18 protein-coding genes are annotated in these 17020 nt (G+C 38.1%); 3 read left to right on the top strand and 15 right to left on the bottom strand.

The features are described from left to right. Window positions 1-14 precede the first annotated feature (14 nt). From MMB68_RS14955 to MMB68_RS14930, 6 genes are all read right to left on the bottom strand, one after another. Window positions 15-677 carry a potassium channel family protein gene (locus MMB68_RS14955; protein ID WP_013056047.1) on the bottom strand — a complete coding sequence of 221 codons (663 nt, stop codon included), beginning with the start codon at window positions 675-677 and terminating at the stop codon, window positions 15-17. A 155-nt stretch (window positions 678-832) separates the two neighbouring features. After that, on the bottom strand, window positions 833-2638 hold the full coding sequence (locus MMB68_RS14950) for an ABC transporter ATP-binding protein (RefSeq protein ID WP_277549142.1): 1806 nt from the start codon (window positions 2636-2638) through the stop codon (window positions 833-835). Between the two features lie 15 nt (window positions 2639-2653). Then, the gene (locus tag MMB68_RS14945; RefSeq protein ID WP_269871856.1) at window positions 2654-4390 is read right to left on the bottom strand and encodes an ABC transporter ATP-binding protein; all 1737 of its coding nucleotides are present in this window, start codon (window positions 4388-4390) and stop codon (window positions 2654-2656) included. 375 nt (window positions 4391-4765) lie between these two features. Next, the gene (gene gnd / locus MMB68_RS14940) at window positions 4766-5662 is read right to left on the bottom strand and encodes a phosphogluconate dehydrogenase (NAD(+)-dependent, decarboxylating) (RefSeq protein ID WP_013056044.1); all 897 of its coding nucleotides are present in this window, start codon (window positions 5660-5662) and stop codon (window positions 4766-4768) included. A gap of 187 nt (window positions 5663-5849) precedes the next feature. Next, window positions 5850-6296 carry a redoxin domain-containing protein gene (locus tag MMB68_RS14935; protein ID WP_013056043.1) on the bottom strand — a complete coding sequence of 149 codons (447 nt, stop codon included), beginning with the start codon at window positions 6294-6296 and terminating at the stop codon, window positions 5850-5852. A 102-nt stretch (window positions 6297-6398) separates the two neighbouring features. Further along, window positions 6399-6947: a peroxiredoxin gene (locus MMB68_RS14930; protein ID WP_014461006.1), complete on the bottom strand. Its 549-nt coding sequence runs from the start codon at window positions 6945-6947 to the stop codon at window positions 6399-6401. Window positions 6948-7303: 356 nt separating this feature from the next. Between MMB68_RS14930 and MMB68_RS14925 the strand changes: the two genes are divergently transcribed. Next, complete coding sequence (locus MMB68_RS14925; RefSeq protein WP_043979565.1) at window positions 7304-8167, top strand: mechanosensitive ion channel family protein; 864 nt, start codon at window positions 7304-7306, stop codon at window positions 8165-8167. 36 nt (window positions 8168-8203) lie between these two features. Here MMB68_RS14925 and MMB68_RS14920 read toward each other — a convergent pair whose 3' ends face one another. The 6 genes from MMB68_RS14920 to MMB68_RS14895 all read right to left on the bottom strand — a co-directional run bounded on the left by MMB68_RS14920 (window position 8204) and on the right by MMB68_RS14895 (window position 12679). Beyond that, window positions 8204-8449, bottom strand: coding sequence for a YkuS family protein (locus MMB68_RS14920; RefSeq protein ID WP_013056040.1), 246 nt, complete (start codon window positions 8447-8449; stop codon window positions 8204-8206). Between the two features lie 56 nt (window positions 8450-8505). Then, window positions 8506-9633 carry an N-acetyldiaminopimelate deacetylase gene (locus tag MMB68_RS14915; protein WP_277448367.1) on the bottom strand — a complete coding sequence of 376 codons (1128 nt, stop codon included), beginning with the start codon at window positions 9631-9633 and terminating at the stop codon, window positions 8506-8508. Window positions 9634-9777: 144 nt separating this feature from the next. Then, a complete protein-coding gene (gene dapD, locus MMB68_RS14910; protein ID WP_013082280.1) occupies window positions 9778-10497 on the bottom strand; it encodes a 2,3,4,5-tetrahydropyridine-2,6-dicarboxylate N-acetyltransferase in 720 nt (239 codons plus the stop codon). A gap of 129 nt (window positions 10498-10626) precedes the next feature. Further along, window positions 10627-11505 (bottom strand): LysR family transcriptional regulator, encoded by an 879-nt coding sequence (locus tag MMB68_RS14905; RefSeq protein WP_013056037.1) that lies wholly within the window; start codon window positions 11503-11505, stop codon window positions 10627-10629. Between the two features lie 99 nt (window positions 11506-11604). Next, the gene (gene cbpB / locus MMB68_RS14900) at window positions 11605-12060 is read right to left on the bottom strand and encodes a cyclic-di-AMP-binding protein CbpB (protein WP_013056036.1); all 456 of its coding nucleotides are present in this window, start codon (window positions 12058-12060) and stop codon (window positions 11605-11607) included. Window positions 12061-12442: 382 nt separating this feature from the next. After that, on the bottom strand, window positions 12443-12679 hold the full coding sequence (locus MMB68_RS14895; protein ID WP_013056035.1) for a YkuJ family protein: 237 nt from the start codon (window positions 12677-12679) through the stop codon (window positions 12443-12445). Between the two features lie 280 nt (window positions 12680-12959). On the opposite strand from MMB68_RS14895, the gene MMB68_RS14890 reads away from it, so the two are divergent. Continuing rightward, on the top strand, window positions 12960-13196 hold the full coding sequence (locus MMB68_RS14890; protein WP_013056034.1) for a glutaredoxin domain-containing protein: 237 nt from the start codon (window positions 12960-12962) through the stop codon (window positions 13194-13196). Between the two features lie 41 nt (window positions 13197-13237). On the opposite strand, the gene MMB68_RS14885 is transcribed toward MMB68_RS14890, so the two are convergent. The 3 genes from MMB68_RS14885 to fadH form a co-directional block, all read right to left on the bottom strand. After that, window positions 13238-13708, bottom strand: a complete 471-nt coding sequence (locus MMB68_RS14885; protein WP_221785661.1) for a DUF3993 domain-containing protein — start codon at window positions 13706-13708, stop codon at window positions 13238-13240. 156 nt (window positions 13709-13864) lie between these two features. Beyond that, a complete protein-coding gene (locus MMB68_RS14880; protein ID WP_050689396.1) occupies window positions 13865-15076 on the bottom strand; it encodes an EAL domain-containing protein in 1212 nt (403 codons plus the stop codon). A gap of 105 nt (window positions 15077-15181) precedes the next feature. Beyond that, window positions 15182-15946, bottom strand: a complete 765-nt coding sequence (gene fadH, locus MMB68_RS14875; protein ID WP_277448362.1) for a 2,4-dienoyl-CoA reductase — start codon at window positions 15944-15946, stop codon at window positions 15182-15184. Window positions 15947-16117: 171 nt separating this feature from the next. On the opposite strand from fadH, the gene MMB68_RS14870 reads away from it, so the two are divergent. Continuing rightward, window positions 16118-16984 carry a metallophosphoesterase gene (locus MMB68_RS14870; protein ID WP_221785662.1) on the top strand — a complete coding sequence of 289 codons (867 nt, stop codon included), beginning with the start codon at window positions 16118-16120 and terminating at the stop codon, window positions 16982-16984. The last annotated feature ends 36 nt before the right edge of the window (window positions 16985-17020 follow it).

Below are 17020 nucleotides of genomic sequence, written 5' to 3'. Positions count from 1 at the left end.
TCTGCTCTTTTTTATTAAGCACTGGCAAATTTATTTTCGAAGCGGTTGATATCTGCATCTGCTCCAATAACAATCAACACGTCCCCTTCTTGAATCGTTTCGGAAGCCTGAGGAGAAACGATGATATCTCGATCACGCTTAATGGCTACAATGTTAATGCCATATTTCGCACGAATGTCTAACTCAATCAGCGTATTGCCAGCCATTCTTTTGCTCGCTACTAATTCGACAATGCTGTGTTCTTCAGATAGCTCTAAATAATCCAGCACGCTGTTTGAAATCATGTTATTGGCAATTCTTCGTCCCATATCTCGTTCGGGATGCACGATAAAATTGGCACCAATTTTTGATAATACTTTGGCATGATAATCATTTTGCGCTTTTACCGTTATTTTTTCAACGCCCAGCTCTTTTAGTATAAGGGTCGTCAAAATACTCGCCTGAATATTGTCACCAATAGCTACGATAACATGATCAAAATTACGAATTCCTAAACTTTTTAGAACCCCTTCATCCATTGAATCGCCTACTACTGCGTGGGAAGCAACGTTAGCGTACTCATTTACCTTTTCTTCATCAATATCAATCGCCAGAACTTCCATTCCTTGATCGCTTAATGTTTTACAAATACTTCCACCAAATCTACCTAATCCGATGACTGCAAATTCTTTTTTCATTTGAATTCCTCCATTATGTACAGGAAAAAATCTGAACTACCGTTATTTTACCACAATTCTTTTGTATCAACCTCATTTTCCCGTTAACAACGCTTATATCTCTTTACTATTTCTCACACTCATAAAAAAACAGAAGGATTAGCTCCCTCTGTTTTTTAAGCTGTAGCATGGGTGTGAACAAGGTAATAATATACGCCTTTTTGCTGCATAAGTTCCCCGTGATTCCCTGTTTCAATAATGCTTCCGTGATCTAATACAATGATGTTATCTGCTTCTCGTATAGTAGATAACCGATGAGCAATCATGATAGCCGTTCTGTTTTTTAACAGCGTTTTAAGCGCTTGTTGAATCTTCACTTCTGTTTCTGTATCGATGCTTGCTGTTGCTTCATCTAAAATGATAATACGAGGATCAGCCAACAGCGTTCGAGCAAATGAAATCAATTGACGCTCTCCCACGGATAAAACGTTTCCTCGTTCTTCTACTTCCGTATCATAGCCTTTTTTCAGACGCTTTATAAAATCTGCAGCCCCTACCGCTTCTGCGGCCTTAATCACTTCATCATCAGTAGCATCGGGTTTTCCAAACCGAATATTCTCCATAATGGTTCCTGAAAAAATAAAGGTTTCTTGCAGCACAATACTAATTTGCGCTCGTAAACTTGCTAACGTAATATCTCGAATAGGCATATTATCAATTAAAATCTGCCCTTCGTTCACATCATAAAAACGGGTGATTAAATTAGCAATGGACGTTTTTCCAGATCCAGTATGCCCCACTAAAGCAACCGTCTGGCCTTCTTTTATGTCAATTGATACGTTGTTGAGAGCTTTCCGCTTCCCATCATAAGAAAATGAGACGTGTTTGAACTCAACTTTTCCTTTCATATCCTCTAAAGACGTAGCGGTTTCCAAATCTGCGACGAGAGGTTTTTCATCTAGAAATTCAAAAATACGCTCGGATGAAGCCATTCCCATTAATAATTGATTATACACTTGCCCTAAACGGGAAATCGGTTCCCAAAACATTCCAAGATAAAAAGCAAATGATACAAAAATACCAATTGTTAGCCGTTCATCTTGAATAAGTACGGCACCGAACCAAATTAAAATAGCCGTTCCGACAGCATTTGTGAGTTCTACAAACGGTCGAAACATGGCATTTTTTCGAGTAGCTTGCCTCCAGCTCTCGTAATTTTCACTGTTTATGCGCTCAAAAAACAGCATATTTTCTTGTTCTTGAGCAAATGATTGAGTGACGCGAATGCCTTGAATACTCTCATTTAAATGTGAATTTAATACTGACTGCTTCATACGAACAACTTGCCACGACCGACGAATTCTTCTTCTCAGCTTTGTGGAAATCAAAAACATAATCGGTAAAATGATTAAAACAGCACATGTCAAAGCAGGACTGAGAGAAAATAATATAACTACAATCCCCACTAACAATAAGAGATCCATAAACAGGTTAACTACCCCGTTGGTAAATAAATCTTGAAGAGAGTTAATATCATTCATGATCCTTACAAGAATAGAGCCTCCTGAACGCGTATCAAAAAACCGGTGCGACAGCCCTTGAATATGCGTAAATAAATGTTTTCTTAAATCATATATAACGTGCTGCCCGAGTTGGTTCATCCATTTAATTCGAAAGATATTCGAAATATAAGATAGTACATACAAGCTAAAGATTATGAAAACTAACTGCATGAGCAGCGTGCTATTTTTATCTTTCACAGCGTGATCAAGCGTATATACACCTATCAAAATAGGAATAGCGAGTCTAATGACCGTCGTGATAATGACCATAAGAAACGAGAAAGGAAGCAAGTTTTTTCGATATGGATGAAGATAACGAAACAAGCGGGACATTTGCTTCCAGTTAAACATCTTATCAATGATTTGATCTGTTTGATAATAAAAGCGCTCTCGCACAACTTTATTTTTTTCGGCTTCCATTCTATTCCTCCCTTGTTATACGTTCATCACTGACGTATTGCTTTCATATTGAATGCCATAAATATTTTTATAAATCCCTTCCTTTTGAATGAGCGTTTCATGGCTTCCTCTCTCTTTTATTTGACCTTCATGCAAGACTAAGATTTCATCGGCATGTCGCAAAGAAGAAAGGCGGTGTGCGATAATAAACGTCGTACGATTTTTCATCACTTCTTTTAAAGCCAATTGAATTTCTCTTTCTGTTTTCATATCAACAGCACTTGTCGCATCATCTAATACTAAGATGCTAGGGTTTAAGATAAGCGCTCGTGCAATCGCAATGCGCTGCTTTTGTCCGCCTGATAACCCCAGTCCTCTCTCTCCCAGCATCGTGTCATACCCATCCGGAAGCTCCATAATAAAGTCATGCGCCTGCGCTCGTTTTGCAGCATCAATAATGTCTTCTCTAGAAATACCCGGCACGCCATAGGAAATATTGGTTCCTATACTGCTTGAGAACAAAAAGGTTTCTTGAAGTACAAAGCCAATCTCTTTCCGAAGAACAGGAAGCGGATACTCTTTAATCGGACGATGGTTAACTAAGATTCGTCCTGAAGTCGGTTCGTAAAACCTCGTGAGCAGCTGGGTTAAGCTTGTTTTGCCGGATCCAGTTGCTCCGATTAAACCTACTACTTTTCCTTTAGAAGCAGAAAAAGATATGTTCTCAAGCGACTTTTTTTCTTCGTTTGGATAGGATAAGCTAACATGTTGAAACTCGACCGTTCCATTAATAGAGAAACTTCCGGCATGCTCATGGACTTTTTCTTCTTCTTCTAAAATTTCTAGCAGCCTTTCACCTGAAGCTTTAGACTGTGAAAACATATTGATAACAAACCCTAGATTCATAATAGGCCACATTAAATAAGAGGTTAAGCTAAAGAAAGCAACAAGCTCTCCCGGACGTACGCTTCCGTTCATAACAAGCGCTCCTCCGTACGCAAGGAGACCAACAATAGATAAGTTTCCTATAAACTCCATTAAGGGGAAATAAGTTGCCCACACATTCGCGGTTTCAATATTTCGATTTTTATAAACTCCGTTGGAGTCGTTAAATTTAGAGGTTTGAAATTTTTCTCTTGATAATGATTTGACGGTTTGTATGCCGCTTATATTTTCTTGAACATTGGTATTAAGCTCTCCAAACGATTGGCGAATTAAGCGAAACGCTGGATGAACGCGTTTATCGAAACGATAAACAGCTACCCCTAAAAAAGGCAGCAGGCAGATTGTGACAAGAGTAAGTGAAATAGAGTAATAGAACATAACGGAAAAGCTGGCAGTAAGTAAAATAACGAAGCGAATTAATTCTGAGAAGCCAAAAGATAGAAAAAAACGAAATCCTTCTACATCAGCTGTCAACCTGGACATCAAGTCCCCTGTTTTAGCATTGTCATAGTAAGAAAACGGTAAATACTGAAGTTTGCGGTAAAGTTTATTGCGAAGAGTATACACGGACTTAATTCCAAATAAGTCGCCGTAATATTGCTGAATATATGTAAAGATTCCTTTGACAATCATTAGCCCAATAAAAATAAATGCTACATTATCGACTAGCTGATATTGTTTTCCTAACACAATATGATCAATCGTATATTGCAACACAATAGGGTAAATCACCGTGATGGAGGTTACAAACAACAAGCAAATAGCAGAATAAAAAAAGTACATTCGGTACGGCAAATAAAAATTTTTTAGTTTTTTAAACGTTTCCATATACCCCGTCCTTCCTTTAGCTAAAATGCGGCACACATATTTAAATATATCGGTTCCCGAAATAATTTACCATAATTTTTAGATAATTTTTCAAAAAAAGGTAAATAGTCATAAAAAAAGAGGCTGTGATATAATTAAATGAATCCACTCTAAAGACGAACAAATGGAATATATTAGTTGAGCTGCTTGTGATACCGCAGTTGATTTCCATGCAAGACTTTGCGCGGGCGGCCAACTTGCACTCCTATCAACTGCTAGAAGGATCTAAACAGACGAAACTATTCACCATAACAAAAAACGACCCACTAATCAAACATGTTGATCAATGGGTCGTTTTTCACTTCGTCTAAAATACGTTTGTTCCAGCCTCTTTTTTTATTGTTTTTCTACTGCGTGTCCGCCGAACTCATTGCGAAGAGCGGCAACTACTTTACCTGTAAACGTATCGTCTTCAAGTGAGCGATAGCGCATCATTAACGATAGAGCAATAACTGGCGTTGGCACTTGTAAATCTAAAGCTGATTCAACCGTCCATTTTCCTTCACCGGAAGAATGCATAACTCCTTTAATACTGTCAAGTTTTGCATCTTTTGAAAATGCACGTTCCATTAATTCGATTAACCATGAGCGAATAACAGAGCCATTATTCCATACGCGGGCTACAGCTTCATAATCATAGTCAAATTCACTTTTCTCTAACACATCAAAACCTTCAGCAATTGCTTGCATCATTCCGTACTCAATTCCGTTATGAACCATTTTCAAGAAGTGGCCGCTTCCTGCTGCACCTGAATAAAGATAGCCGTTTTCTACGTTGATGTCGCGGAAAATAGGTTCGATTGTAGCAAATGCTTCTTTATCTCCCCCAATCATCATACAAGCACCGTTTCGGGCACCTTCCATTCCGCCGCTTGTTCCGACATCAAAGTAGTGAATTCCTTTTTCAGCAGAAGCTGCAGCACGTCGTACAGAATCTTTATACTTAGAATTACCGCCTTCAATAATCATATCTCCTTCTTCAAGTAGTTCTTGGAGCTCAGAAATTACTTTTTCTGTGAGCTCTCCAGCCGGAACCATGACCCAAGCAATGCGTGGTTTCTCTAATTTGCTCACTAATTCTTTAATGGAAGAAGCGCCTTCTGCTCCCTTTTCTGCTACTTTCTGTACGGCTTCGTTATTCACATCGAATGCTACCACAGAATGGTTATGATCTAGTAAATTCAATACTAAGTTTGCTCCCATTTTCCCTAAGCCAATCATACCTAATTTCATATGTAAATTACCTCCAATAGTAAGTTTCGTATCATGTTGTTAGTGTTAGTATGGTGTAAACTCACAAGAAAAAATCCACATTTTTATATTTCCTTTATCAGTTACTTCCTACACACAAAAAAGAAAAACATTCGATGCAAGTTCTACTAAGCATCGAATGCTTTTCACCTGTTACAACTGCCTGTATTTATTCGTTCTCGCCTAATACACGATTCACGCGCTTTTCAAGCATTTTCATACCGCTTCCACCAGCTTGGAAGTGGCGTAGCTGACCTGTTTTGTCAAATACATAATATGCCGGTACATACTGATTTTCAAATGCATCCGTTAATTTATGCTCACTGTCTACAAAAATTGGCTGCGTAATATCATGTTCTGCTGCTACTTCTTTAATTTTTGATAAGTCTAAATCATCTTCAGAGCGCGGCATATGAACTGCTACTACGTTTAATTGATCTTTGTATTGGTCGCGAAATTCATTTACTTGAGGCATTGCTTCTTTACATAAATGACAGCTTACTGACCAAAAATGAATAAGCGTTGGCTTTTCGCCGATTAGCTGCTCTTTTGTAACCTCTCCGTTTAACCATTCTGTAGCGCCCGTTAACTCAGGCATTGGCTGACGTAATTTCATGAATAAAAGCCTCCCTTATTTTCACTATTATTAACTATATGTTCTTTATTATCCGATGAAAAAAAGGCCTAACGTGGACGTTAGACCTTTTAAACGTTGTGCTTACGCGTTTAAAGTAGCTTGACCTGGTTTCCAGTTAGCTGGGCAAAGTCCGCCAGTTTGTAACGCTTGAAGAACACGTAAAGTTTCATCAACGTCACGGCCAATATTGTTGTGGTTTACAACTGAATATTGTAATTCGCCTTCTGGGCTGATGATGAATAAACCGCGAAGTGCTACACCTTCTTCTTCAATTAAAACGCCGTACTCACGAGAAACAACGTGATTTGTATCAGCTGCTAATGGATATTTAAGATCACCTAAACCATTATCTTTACGATCAGTGTTGATCCAAGCTAAGTGTGTATGGATTGTGTCTGTAGAAACACCGATTACTTCTGCGTCAAGATCTTCAAACTCATCATAACGGTCAGAAAGTGCAGTGATTTCTGTTGGACATACAAATGTAAAGTCCATCGGATAGAAGAATAATACTGTCCATTTGTCATTTTTAATATTTTCTTCTAAGCTAACTTTACCGAATTCTTTGTTTGATAATACAGCTTCCATTTCAAAGCGTGGAGCTTGTTTACCTACCATACGTTCTGGCATACATGATCCCTCCAAATAATTATTAAATGAGAAAATGTATAAAACATTCTCACTTATGTACTGTTATAACGGTTTTCATTATAATGGATATTGTTTTTTTAGTCAATATTAATTAAGAATGAATTTAAACAACACCTTATAATGGTAACATAGTTGTTATGCCCGCCTTTAGGGCAAATTAAACCCTGACTTCAGCAAAAAAATGCTATAAAAGGGTTGCATTTATTTACCTTCTCAGTTTAGCATGTCTAATATCGGGAATAAACAAATGTGCTCATACTCTTACAAAATCTTTTCCAGAGAATAAATTCCCACTTATTAATATTGAAACAGAACATAGGAAGGATGAACAACTAATGTTTAAGATGCAAGACATCAACTGGGAACAGCTTCTTACCAATGCTGGAGTTATTGTGTTAAAACTCATTGCCATTACCATTGTATTTTTACTTGTACGAGCAATTGGTAAAAAAGTTATTGAACGTTCCTTTGAAAAAATGAGCGAGCGCGAAAATGCTACGCGCGGACGTATGCTCACACTCAAAAGTTTAACCGTTAATGTGTTTTCATATGTACTTATTTTTATTTTTGTCGTTATGCTGCTTGAAGCAGTAAATATCCACGCGACAGCTTTATTAGCTGGTGCCGGAGTTGTTGGTCTAGCAATCGGGTTCGGTGCTCAAGGACTGGTTAGCGACGTTGTAACAGGTTTCTTTTTACTTCTTGAAAAACAGCTTGATGTTGACGACTATGTAACAACCGGAAGTTTTTCAGGAATTGTCGAATCAGTAGGTCTTCGTACTACTCAAATTCGCGGATTTGATGGAACTCTACACTATGTGCCTAACCGTGAAATTACAAGCTTAAGCAATCATTCCCGAGGCAATATGCGCGCGTTGATTGATATTGGCATTTCGTATGATGATGATATTGACAAAGCTATTTCCGTACTAGAAAAAGTATGCGAGCGCGTTGCTGCAACAAATGAAAACATTGTAGAAGGTCCAAGCGTGATAGGAGTTCAAGGCCTAGGCGCATCGGACGTTGTGCTTCGTGTAGTTGGCAAAGCTAAAAACGGTGAACAGTGGGGAGTTGAACGTCAGCTTCGCAAAGAGTTTAAAGAAGCGTTTGACGCAAACGGTATTGATATTCCGTTCCCTCATCAAGTAAATATTGATAAAAAGCAGCCTGAAGATGCCAAGCAGCCTCAGCATGCATAAAAAATAGCCGAAGGATTTATATCCTTCGGCTTTCTTTTACCCTTGTACCTTGTTGCCTACTTGCTGACAAATTTCTTCTGCCGTTAATCCGCTAGCTGTAATAACTGAGCCTTGCGTTACTGCATCAGAAATCCCCATTACGTTTGAATCCTGTCCTGTTACAACACAGCAATCGCACCCTTGTGCATCACTTTCGTTGCGTAATTGTACCACTTCATGTCCGAGCTGCTGAAGTGCAGCTTGTACATCTGTTAAACCGTATTCTACACCAATTCGTGCCATCGTTGCCCACCTCCTCATGGTATTAATTTAGCCATAAGGAAAAATGATTATACGATTTATTGATTGCCTTTATGTTCAAAATATTTTGTAATAAGTGTAATCGCAATATCTATTGCGCCTTCATGAGGCTGCAGCTTTGCATGATGAAGCCCATATTCAGACTGAACGCCAAGCCAAAACATAAATCCAGGAATATCTTTTAGCATATAGCCAAAATCTTCTCCTGTCATTGCTTCTTTGCACTCAATCACATCCACGTCCGTTTGCGCTTTGGCAAATTCCATGAACTCTCGCGTGACTTCATGGTGATTATATACTTGATGATACATACAGCCATAATCAATGGCTGTTTCACACTGATACCCTACTTCTACTCCTTTAACAATCGCTTCAATTCGTTCTTTAACACGCGTCATTGATTCAGGAGATAGCGTGCGAATGGTTCCTTCTATGCGAGCTCGCTCCGCAATAATATTTTGAACCGTCCCGCCTTGAATTTTTCCTACTGTAATTACAGCGCTGTCTAGCGGATCAACGTTGCGAGCAACAATAGTTTGAAGCTGTGAAACGAGCTGACATGCAGCAACTACCATATCATTTGTTGTATGTGGATAAGCAGCATGGCCGCCTTTTCCTTTTAAATCAATAAATAGCTCAGACGTGTTAGCAAATAGCAACCCTTCCTTCAGCGCAATCGAACCAACCGGATATTCAGGCGCTACGTGAAGGGCGAAGATGAAATCTGGAAGCCATTCTTTCATGATATCGCTTTCGAGCATTGGCTGTGCTCCTCCTGGACCTTCTTCTGCAGGTTGAAAGATGAACAGTACATTATCTTTGATTTCATGCTGAGCAAAGTAAGTTAGTACGCCTAGCCCAATGGCCATATGCATATCATGTCCGCAGGCATGCATAAGTCCTTCATGCTGTGATTGAAAAGAATAATTCGTTTCTTCCGTGATAGGAAGACCGTCAATATCTGCTCGGTAGCCTATTGTTTTAGTTGGGTTTGTACCATGTACTTTAACAAAGAGTCCTGTTTTCCACGTCTTTACTTCTAAGCGCTCTTGCGGAAGAGTGTTAATATAATCAAGCAAAAAACGCTGTGTTTTCACCTCTTGAAACCCTAATTCAGGAATTTTATGTAGCTCTCTTCTTATTTTCACAAATTCATTTTCAGCCATGTGTATGTCCTCCTCACGAAATAAAGAAGAAAGCGTGGTTGCCCACGCTTCCAACTTGTCCATATGATACGTTCAAGGATTCAGTATCCCAATCGCTAAAACCTATTAATTCAGCAAAGAAAAAGCGCAAACTGATCGTTTTTCTTATTCTTCGTTTAATTGACGCAATTCTTGCTTGATTTCTGTTTTAGACTTTGTTTTTTCGTCAATTTCTTTAATAACGCGAGCCGGTGTACCTGCTACTACTGTGTAAGGAGCTACATCTTCTACCACAATTGCACCTGCAGCAACTACGGCACCTTTACCTACTGTTACACCTTCAAGAACAACAGCATTAGCACCGATTACTACATCATCTTCTACTACAACTGGTTTTGCAGAAGGTGGCTCAATAACACCAGCTAATACAGAACCTGCGCCGATGTGACAGTTTTTACCTACTGTCGCACGACCACCAAGTACTACGTTCATGTCGATCATTGTTCCTTCACCGATCACCGAGCCGATGTTAATAGATGCACCCATCATAATAACAGCGTTGTCGCCGATTTCAACTTGATCGCGAATAATAGCGCCTGGCTCAATACGAGCTTTAATTCCTTTCATATCTAATAAAGGAATCGCAGAGTTGCGGCGATCGTTTTCAATTACGTAGTCTTCAATTTTTCCTTCGTTTGCTTCAATAGCAGCTTTGATTTCTTTCCATTCACCAAATACTACACCTGTGTTGCCCGTTACGAATGTTTTAGAAGATGAACCAAAGTCAATTCCTTCTACTTCACCTTTTACGTAAACTTTTACCGGTGTTGATTTTGTGCTGTTTTGAATAAATGAGATAATCTCATTAGCATCCATCATTTTCATTATGTATTCCTCCTAAGTAAGCAATGTCTCATTTAATGTAACAAAATGCTTTCACAATGACAAGCATCATTATCGTTTTAATAAAAAGATAACGATTGCAAATAAAAAAAGCGAGCATCTGGGCTCGCTTTAGACCGTTTCTCTTACATATTCACGTACAATATCAACAAATGCTCGAACTTGCTTCAGTTTAAACGCTGATTCATATCCAACTAAAGAAGTGTCTCGCGTAATTGGCTCTCCATTTGCTTTCAGAAGCGGCGTCCGGTGAATATGGCTTCCAGCTTCTTTAATAGCAATCGATGGTAAAATAGCGAACCCAAGACCATTCAAAGCCATTTGCTTACACGTCTCAATCTGATCCACTACAATTGTACGCTTCGGTGTAGTATGAAACTCTCGATGCCACCATTCTAAAATTTCTTGATAATACGTTGAGTCACTTTTAAATTGAATAAATGGTCGATGAGTGTTTACTACTTCCGCTGCCCTTTCAATTTCTGAATCAACTAGGTAAAGAGGGTCTGTAAACAAATGTTCTTTGACGCCTTTCCAATCCGGATTTCCGCGTATGATTCCAATATGTACCTCATCTTCGTACAGATAGCGAAGCATTTCACTGCTCCAGCCGGTTACAAGAGAGATTTTAGCATGTGGGTAACGATCCATATAGCGTTTTAACACCGCCGGCAGCCAGTGCTGTCCAATAATCGAAGCCACCGCTAATTTGAGTGTACCATATACTTCATTATCTAAATGATGCAAGTCCTCACGAACCCGATCTTCTTTTTCTACCACTTCTTTTGCAAATTGAACAATCTTTTCTCCAGCAGGCGTTAATGACAGTCCTTTTTGCGAACGAATGAAGATTTGTGTATCCCATGCTTTTTCAATGGTTTGCAGCCTCTGTGATAAAGCTGGTTGCGATACAAATAATCTCTCTGCAGCTTTTCTCATATTTAATTCTTGAGCTAATACAACGAGCATTCGACATTCTATTAATTGCATTCAGTTATTCCTTTCAAGCCTCTTTTTACTTTCATTTTACCTTTATCATATAAGAAAAAAACGGAGAAAGATAGGCTGAAACACGATTTCTTAAAAAAATTATTGAAATGACTCTTTCGGGAGAATGATGGACTGCCTTCTTAATGATTTTAACAAATTTCTTCGTGTTAAAATCCCTTCAAAAATGCCATCTTCATTCTCTACGCACAAAAAAGGATGGTTAATCATGGCATTTATGACTTTTAATACGGATTTTTTCATGGAGACACGAGGAACATTTTGATTCATAACTTCTTCTACTTTCATGGTTTCTAATCGTTCAAATTCAATGCGCTTTAATCCTAAAATCGAATCTAAAATAAGCGTCATGCTCACGAACCCCTGCAGCTGAAACCTTGGATTTAATACGGGAATGGACGTATAACCAGTCTTTGTTAACACAAGCAAAGCATGTTCTAAATTATTTCCCACTTGAACATGAGCAACTTTATCAGAAGTGACAAGCAAATCTCGAAGTTCAATTTGATTTAACTGATTGTGATCAATATCAATCATTTATACATTCTCCTTCCATTTCTCATAACTTCCACGTGTGTAAAGAGAAAAAGAACAAGCTACAAAATGAAAATAGCTTGCTTACGTAAATGCGAACCTTTAAGAGGGAATAGAAGCAGACACACTCGATGTTCTCCCTTATATGTTAAGTCTAGATTTTTTTAAAACAAGTGTCAACGAAAGTTCATAATTATCTGAATTTTTTATTTTGATTTTTTTACAGCATTCGACCCGTTCCTTCTATTTATCAGAAAATCTGCTATCACTTTGTCGATATTTCTCGGGAAAATAGGGCGGAAGCCACCGCAAAAACTCCATACGCAGTAACAAAAAAATGCCGCAAAGTATAAAATCCTTTGCGGCATTCGTTTTGCTTTATCCCTTAATGAATAAGTTCAAAAATTTCAATTGCAATCATATCAACGTTATCAAATTGATAAACGGCTGGCTTTTCACCATCTTGATATACTTCAAGTTCGTATGTTTCAGTTTTTGCATGATATTTCACGCTGCAAATTCTTTTTCCCTCTACTTCGAAGAAGCGTTGTGGCGCTTCACTTCCACTTGCTTGCTCACGGAGATTCACAAGACGAGTTAAAATACCTTGTAATTGTGACATATAATCTCTCCTTTCACCTATTACATCATTACGCATTCGACTTTTCTACAATATCAATTCAAATAAATACTTTATCTAAACTAATACTTAAAAGACACCATTTCACTATATGCCACATACTAAAAAAACACAAGTACTTTACGTGATTTTTCATAAGAAAATGCCTTATTATAGCGATATATGTCGTTTTTTATTATAATAACATAGCGATATACTATGTATCATACAAAACTTCATTCTACTTTAACACCATTCATTTTAATATAGGGAGGTGCTTTCATTGAGATCTATAGAGTTGTACACACAACCAGCTTGCCCACCTTGCGAAATTGTTAAACAGTTTTTACAGCATCATCACGTTTCCTATAAAGAATTTGACGTATCTAAAGATGCTTCTGCTCGAAAACGAATGACTACCGAGTTAGAGTCTTATTCCACTCCGACCATTCGTGTTGACCAAGAAATTATCAGAGGATTTGATCTTCAAGCACTTGAGAAGCTTCTTAACATCGGGTAACAGAAACACTCAAAATAAGCTTTCCTCGGCTATTTTGAGTGTTACTTACTATATATAAACTTTTGCACTTTCCATTTCCCTTGTTTTTTTACTAACGCGATCATTTCATAATGATCTTGGTATTTTACCCGTTCATTATGCACGGCCGGAAAAAATTGATAGACATAAGCTTTGTTTTGGTCGGAATGAAGAGCTACCTTCGTCTGTTCATCGAAAGAAAAGAAAGGGATGTAGTGTGTTAAATATTCAGGTCCCTCTCCGACATACCCTTGAGCTTTTTGTAAGAGAGACTCATTAAAAAACACAGATGCATACTCATCATCTAAAAACAATTTCAGCTCACGAACAGCGCCTGGATTAGTATGGGCAGACGCAGCTCTTAGCTGAGCCTGATAAGCGTCCTGCAAATTTATAAAGATTTCATGCCTAATCTCTCCTGATACTTCTGCATGAACAGATTTTCCTGAGTACAAGACAATCAGCAAAAAGACAAGTAAGCATATTTTCTTCAAATTAAATCAGCTCCTTCACTTCTTTTTTATTAGAATTCCGAAATTTCCCCTGCCTATGCATATCTCTATAATCGACTGTCGTTCTCCTCTAAAAAAACATAAAAAACCGGCAACCACTTTTGCTGGTTGCCGGTTTAACTTCAACTTATTTATTCTCTACAAAACGTCTCTTTCGTATAAAAAAGAATATGAAATATCAAGGAATATATAGTGCATATTATCAATCGGATACGAAAAAGTCCGGATATTCTCACCTGTTTCAATATCATTATACAAATCTGATAATATGCCTTTTTTTTCATAGCTCATTCGAATAATATTCTCAAGAAAATATGGGCGCCAGCTCCAATTTTTCTTTACATATTCAGGCTCAAGAATCCAATCCTCATTTTTCTTTACATAGTTAGAAGACTTTTGAAATCCGTTTTCATCGCAGATGTAAAGGCGAAAACACACGTTGGATAGTTCTTCTGCAATAACAGGCAGCATCTCGTCATACGTTTCTAGCTTTCTGCACTTTGTCATTACCTGCTGCATTTTATCTTGAAAGCGTTCTGTCAGCTGGTAAACAGCAAGCAGCTTTTTCTTTTCATGAGCGATATACATTTCAAAACGTTCCTTTAGTTTATCCTTTAAGATGTTCGGATCGACAAGTTCAGCAGCCGGCTTATGTAAATAATAACCTTGAAAATACCTGCCTCCGTTTCTCCATGCATATTGCAGCTGATAGGAGGCTTCTATATCTTCGTATAGAAGCGTAGCACCCATTTTTCTTGCTAACAGAGATAAAGAATACAATACGTCTTGATACGACTGCGCCATGTCCGTTTGTCTCAGAATATGTAAATCTACTTTTAAAATATCTGGTGAAAGCAACCCAATCCTGTCTAGATTACTACTTTCTTTTCCTATATTATCAATTGCAATCTTAATACCATATGTTTGATAATACTTTAGTAAGTGTTGAAGTGATTCCAAATCTCCACTAAAATTGTGTTCTGTAATTTCGAGAACAATTCGATCAAGCGATAATCCTTTATTTTCGAAAAGTTGCAATAATTCTAGCAAGGATTCTCCATGATCGTTCATTAATAAATTAGGGTTCTGATTAATAAAAATTAAAAATTGCTCTTCCTGGGTCAACATATGCTCGAGCGCTTGTGTTAAAACAGCATAATCAACTTCTATGCGATATTCATCCGGAATCGCATCATCATGAAAGAATGGGCCGAGACTTTCAATTTCCCCTTCATTTTGAAACCTCGCCAACACTTCATAGCCAATTACTCTATGTCCATCTGCACTAAAAATTGCTTGATAATACGGAAGAGTTTTCTCTATGTTTGTTAATACATCTAACGGGTCCACTCAACTCTCCCCTCTCCTTGTTCACTTTACGTTAGTATAATACGAATAGCATAATTTTGCTAGCCCTTCTCGGTTTGCTTTGTACTTTTTAGTACGTATCCAACCTTAAAAAGGATGCTGATTTAGCCACTGCCCCCCGTCCATTGTGATACACTCTCCATTGATATAAGACGCTTCATCGGAGAATAAGAAACTGGCTAATCCTGCTATTTCCTCAGGAGTTCCAAGGCGTCCTAATGGTACAGAATTTAATGTACGCGCTTTCATTTTTTCTGACTCAAATAATTTATCGGCTCCTCCTGTTCGCTCGATCGGCCCCGGTGCAATTGCATTCACCCGTATACCATATTTCTTTCCCCACTCTACTGCGAGCGTGCGCGTCATGGTTAAAACTCCTGACTTGGCACAAGCTGAATGAATAACACCTGCTCCTGCATTCCAGGCATATGTAGCCACAATGTTTGTAATGGCCCCTTTTGTATCTTTATCGATCCAATATTTCCCTACTGCGGAACTGCAATAAAATGTACCATTTAATACGATATTAATTACGCTGTTCCATCCGTTAATGGATAAGTCTTCAGCTGCACATATAAAATTGCCTGCAGCATTATTAACTAAAAAATCAATTTGGCCAAATGCCTTGTCCGTTTCTTGAACCATTCGTTCCACATCTTCTGGATTGCGTACATCCATCACCACTGAAAGTACCTGTCCATCAAACGTTTTAATTTCATTTTCTGTCTCTTGTAATCGATCGGCTGACCTACCTGTAATTACCACATGAGCACCTTGTTCTGCAAATCGCTTCGCCATATGTTTTCCCATTCCACTTGAACCGCCAGTAACAATTACGACCTTGTTCTTCAATTTATATTCCTCCCCAAAACGTAAGTGTTTTACAACTATCATTTTACTATTTTTTCTGAATAAAGTGAAACTTTTATCTATTTAACTCAAAAGCAGACTTCTCGTTGTGATGATAAAAAAAACAATGCTATAATGAAAACTTGAAAACTATAAGGAATAGGTTGATTTTGCATGAAAAAGACGTATACAAGACGATCTTTTTTGAAAGGACTAGCGTCTATTTCGTTAGGGTCTTTGCTCACCACGTCTTTTGGGTATACATATGCCAAATATATTGAGCCTAGACGTCTGCAAATTGTTCGTCATACAATTACTTCTAAAAACATTCCGAAAAGCTTTAACGGAATAAAAATTTTACAATTTAGTGATATTCATCTTGGACTCTCTTATGATTTATTACAACTGGAACAGCTTATGGTGACCATAAATAATTTGAAGCCTACTATTATATTATTTACCGGAGATTTAATGGATGTACCTAATGAATACCCGCATCCAGAAAGAATTCCCCCGATTTTACAGAGGCTTCAGGCTCCTCTTGGAAAATATGCCATATATGGTAATCATGATCATGGGGGATATGGAACAAATATCTACAAACAAGCCATTGAAGACGCAGGATTTAGACTTTTAGTAAATGAAGTTGACAGAGTATCCATGCCCGATAAAAGCTACATTCATATTTGTGGACTGGATGATATTATGCTTGGGAACCCACAATATGAAGGAACGCTAGGGCAATTACAGCCGGATATTTTTTCTATTGCTATGATTCATGAACCTGACGTTGCTGTCAAAGCAGCTCCTTTTCCAGTGGATCTTCAGCTCTCCGGCCATAGTCATGGAGGCCAAATTCAAATTCCTTTTTACGGTCCTTTGATTACACCGCCCTTTGGGACGGTTTACCCTGAAGGAATGTACGAAGTTGGAGATTCTAAAATGAAGCTTTATGTGAATAGAGGCTTAGGAACCACTCGCATTCCTTTTCGTTTTTTAGCTACGCCTGAAATTACGCTTTTCACCTTGCAATCAACATAAAAACGCCCTTACAGGGCGTTTTTATGTTGATTGTCT

The organism is Priestia sp. Y58, assembly GCF_029522095.1.
GTDB classification, from domain to species: domain Bacteria; phylum Bacillota; class Bacilli; order Bacillales; family Bacillaceae_H; genus Priestia; species Priestia megaterium_E.
Note: the sequence above shows the minus strand (reverse complement) of the source record. Positions and strands in the feature narration are given on the sequence as shown.

Coding starts and splice junctions, on each gene's coding strand:
- MMB68_RS14955 (WP_013056047.1), bottom strand. CDS start 677: ATGAAAAAAGAATTTGCAGTCATCGGATTAGGTAGATTTGGTGGAAGT.
- MMB68_RS14950 (WP_277549142.1), bottom strand. CDS start 2,638: ATGGAAGCCGAAAAAAATAAAGTTGTGCGAGAGCGCTTTTATTATCAA.
- MMB68_RS14945 (WP_269871856.1), bottom strand. CDS start 4,390: ATGGAAACGTTTAAAAAACTAAAAAATTTTTATTTGCCGTACCGAATG.
- gnd (WP_013056044.1), bottom strand. CDS start 5,662: ATGAAATTAGGTATGATTGGCTTAGGGAAAATGGGAGCAAACTTAGTA.
- MMB68_RS14935 (WP_013056043.1), bottom strand. CDS start 6,296: ATGAAATTACGTCAGCCAATGCCTGAGTTAACGGGCGCTACAGAATGG.
- MMB68_RS14930 (WP_014461006.1), bottom strand. CDS start 6,947: ATGCCAGAACGTATGGTAGGTAAACAAGCTCCACGCTTTGAAATGGAA.
- MMB68_RS14925 (WP_043979565.1), top strand. CDS start 7,304: ATGTTTAAGATGCAAGACATCAACTGGGAACAGCTTCTTACCAATGCT.
- MMB68_RS14920 (WP_013056040.1), bottom strand. CDS start 8,449: ATGGCACGAATTGGTGTAGAATACGGTTTAACAGATGTACAAGCTGCA.
- MMB68_RS14915 (WP_277448367.1), bottom strand. CDS start 9,633: ATGGCTGAAAATGAATTTGTGAAAATAAGAAGAGAGCTACATAAAATT.
- dapD (WP_013082280.1), bottom strand. CDS start 10,497: ATGAAAATGATGGATGCTAATGAGATTATCTCATTTATTCAAAACAGC.
- MMB68_RS14905 (WP_013056037.1), bottom strand. CDS start 11,505: ATGCAATTAATAGAATGTCGAATGCTCGTTGTATTAGCTCAAGAATTA.
- cbpB (WP_013056036.1), bottom strand. CDS start 12,060: ATGATTGATATTGATCACAATCAGTTAAATCAAATTGAACTTCGAGAT.
- MMB68_RS14895 (WP_013056035.1), bottom strand. CDS start 12,679: ATGTCACAATTACAAGGTATTTTAACTCGTCTTGTGAATCTCCGTGAG.
- MMB68_RS14870 (WP_221785662.1), top strand. CDS start 16,118: ATGAAAAAGACGTATACAAGACGATCTTTTTTGAAAGGACTAGCGTCT.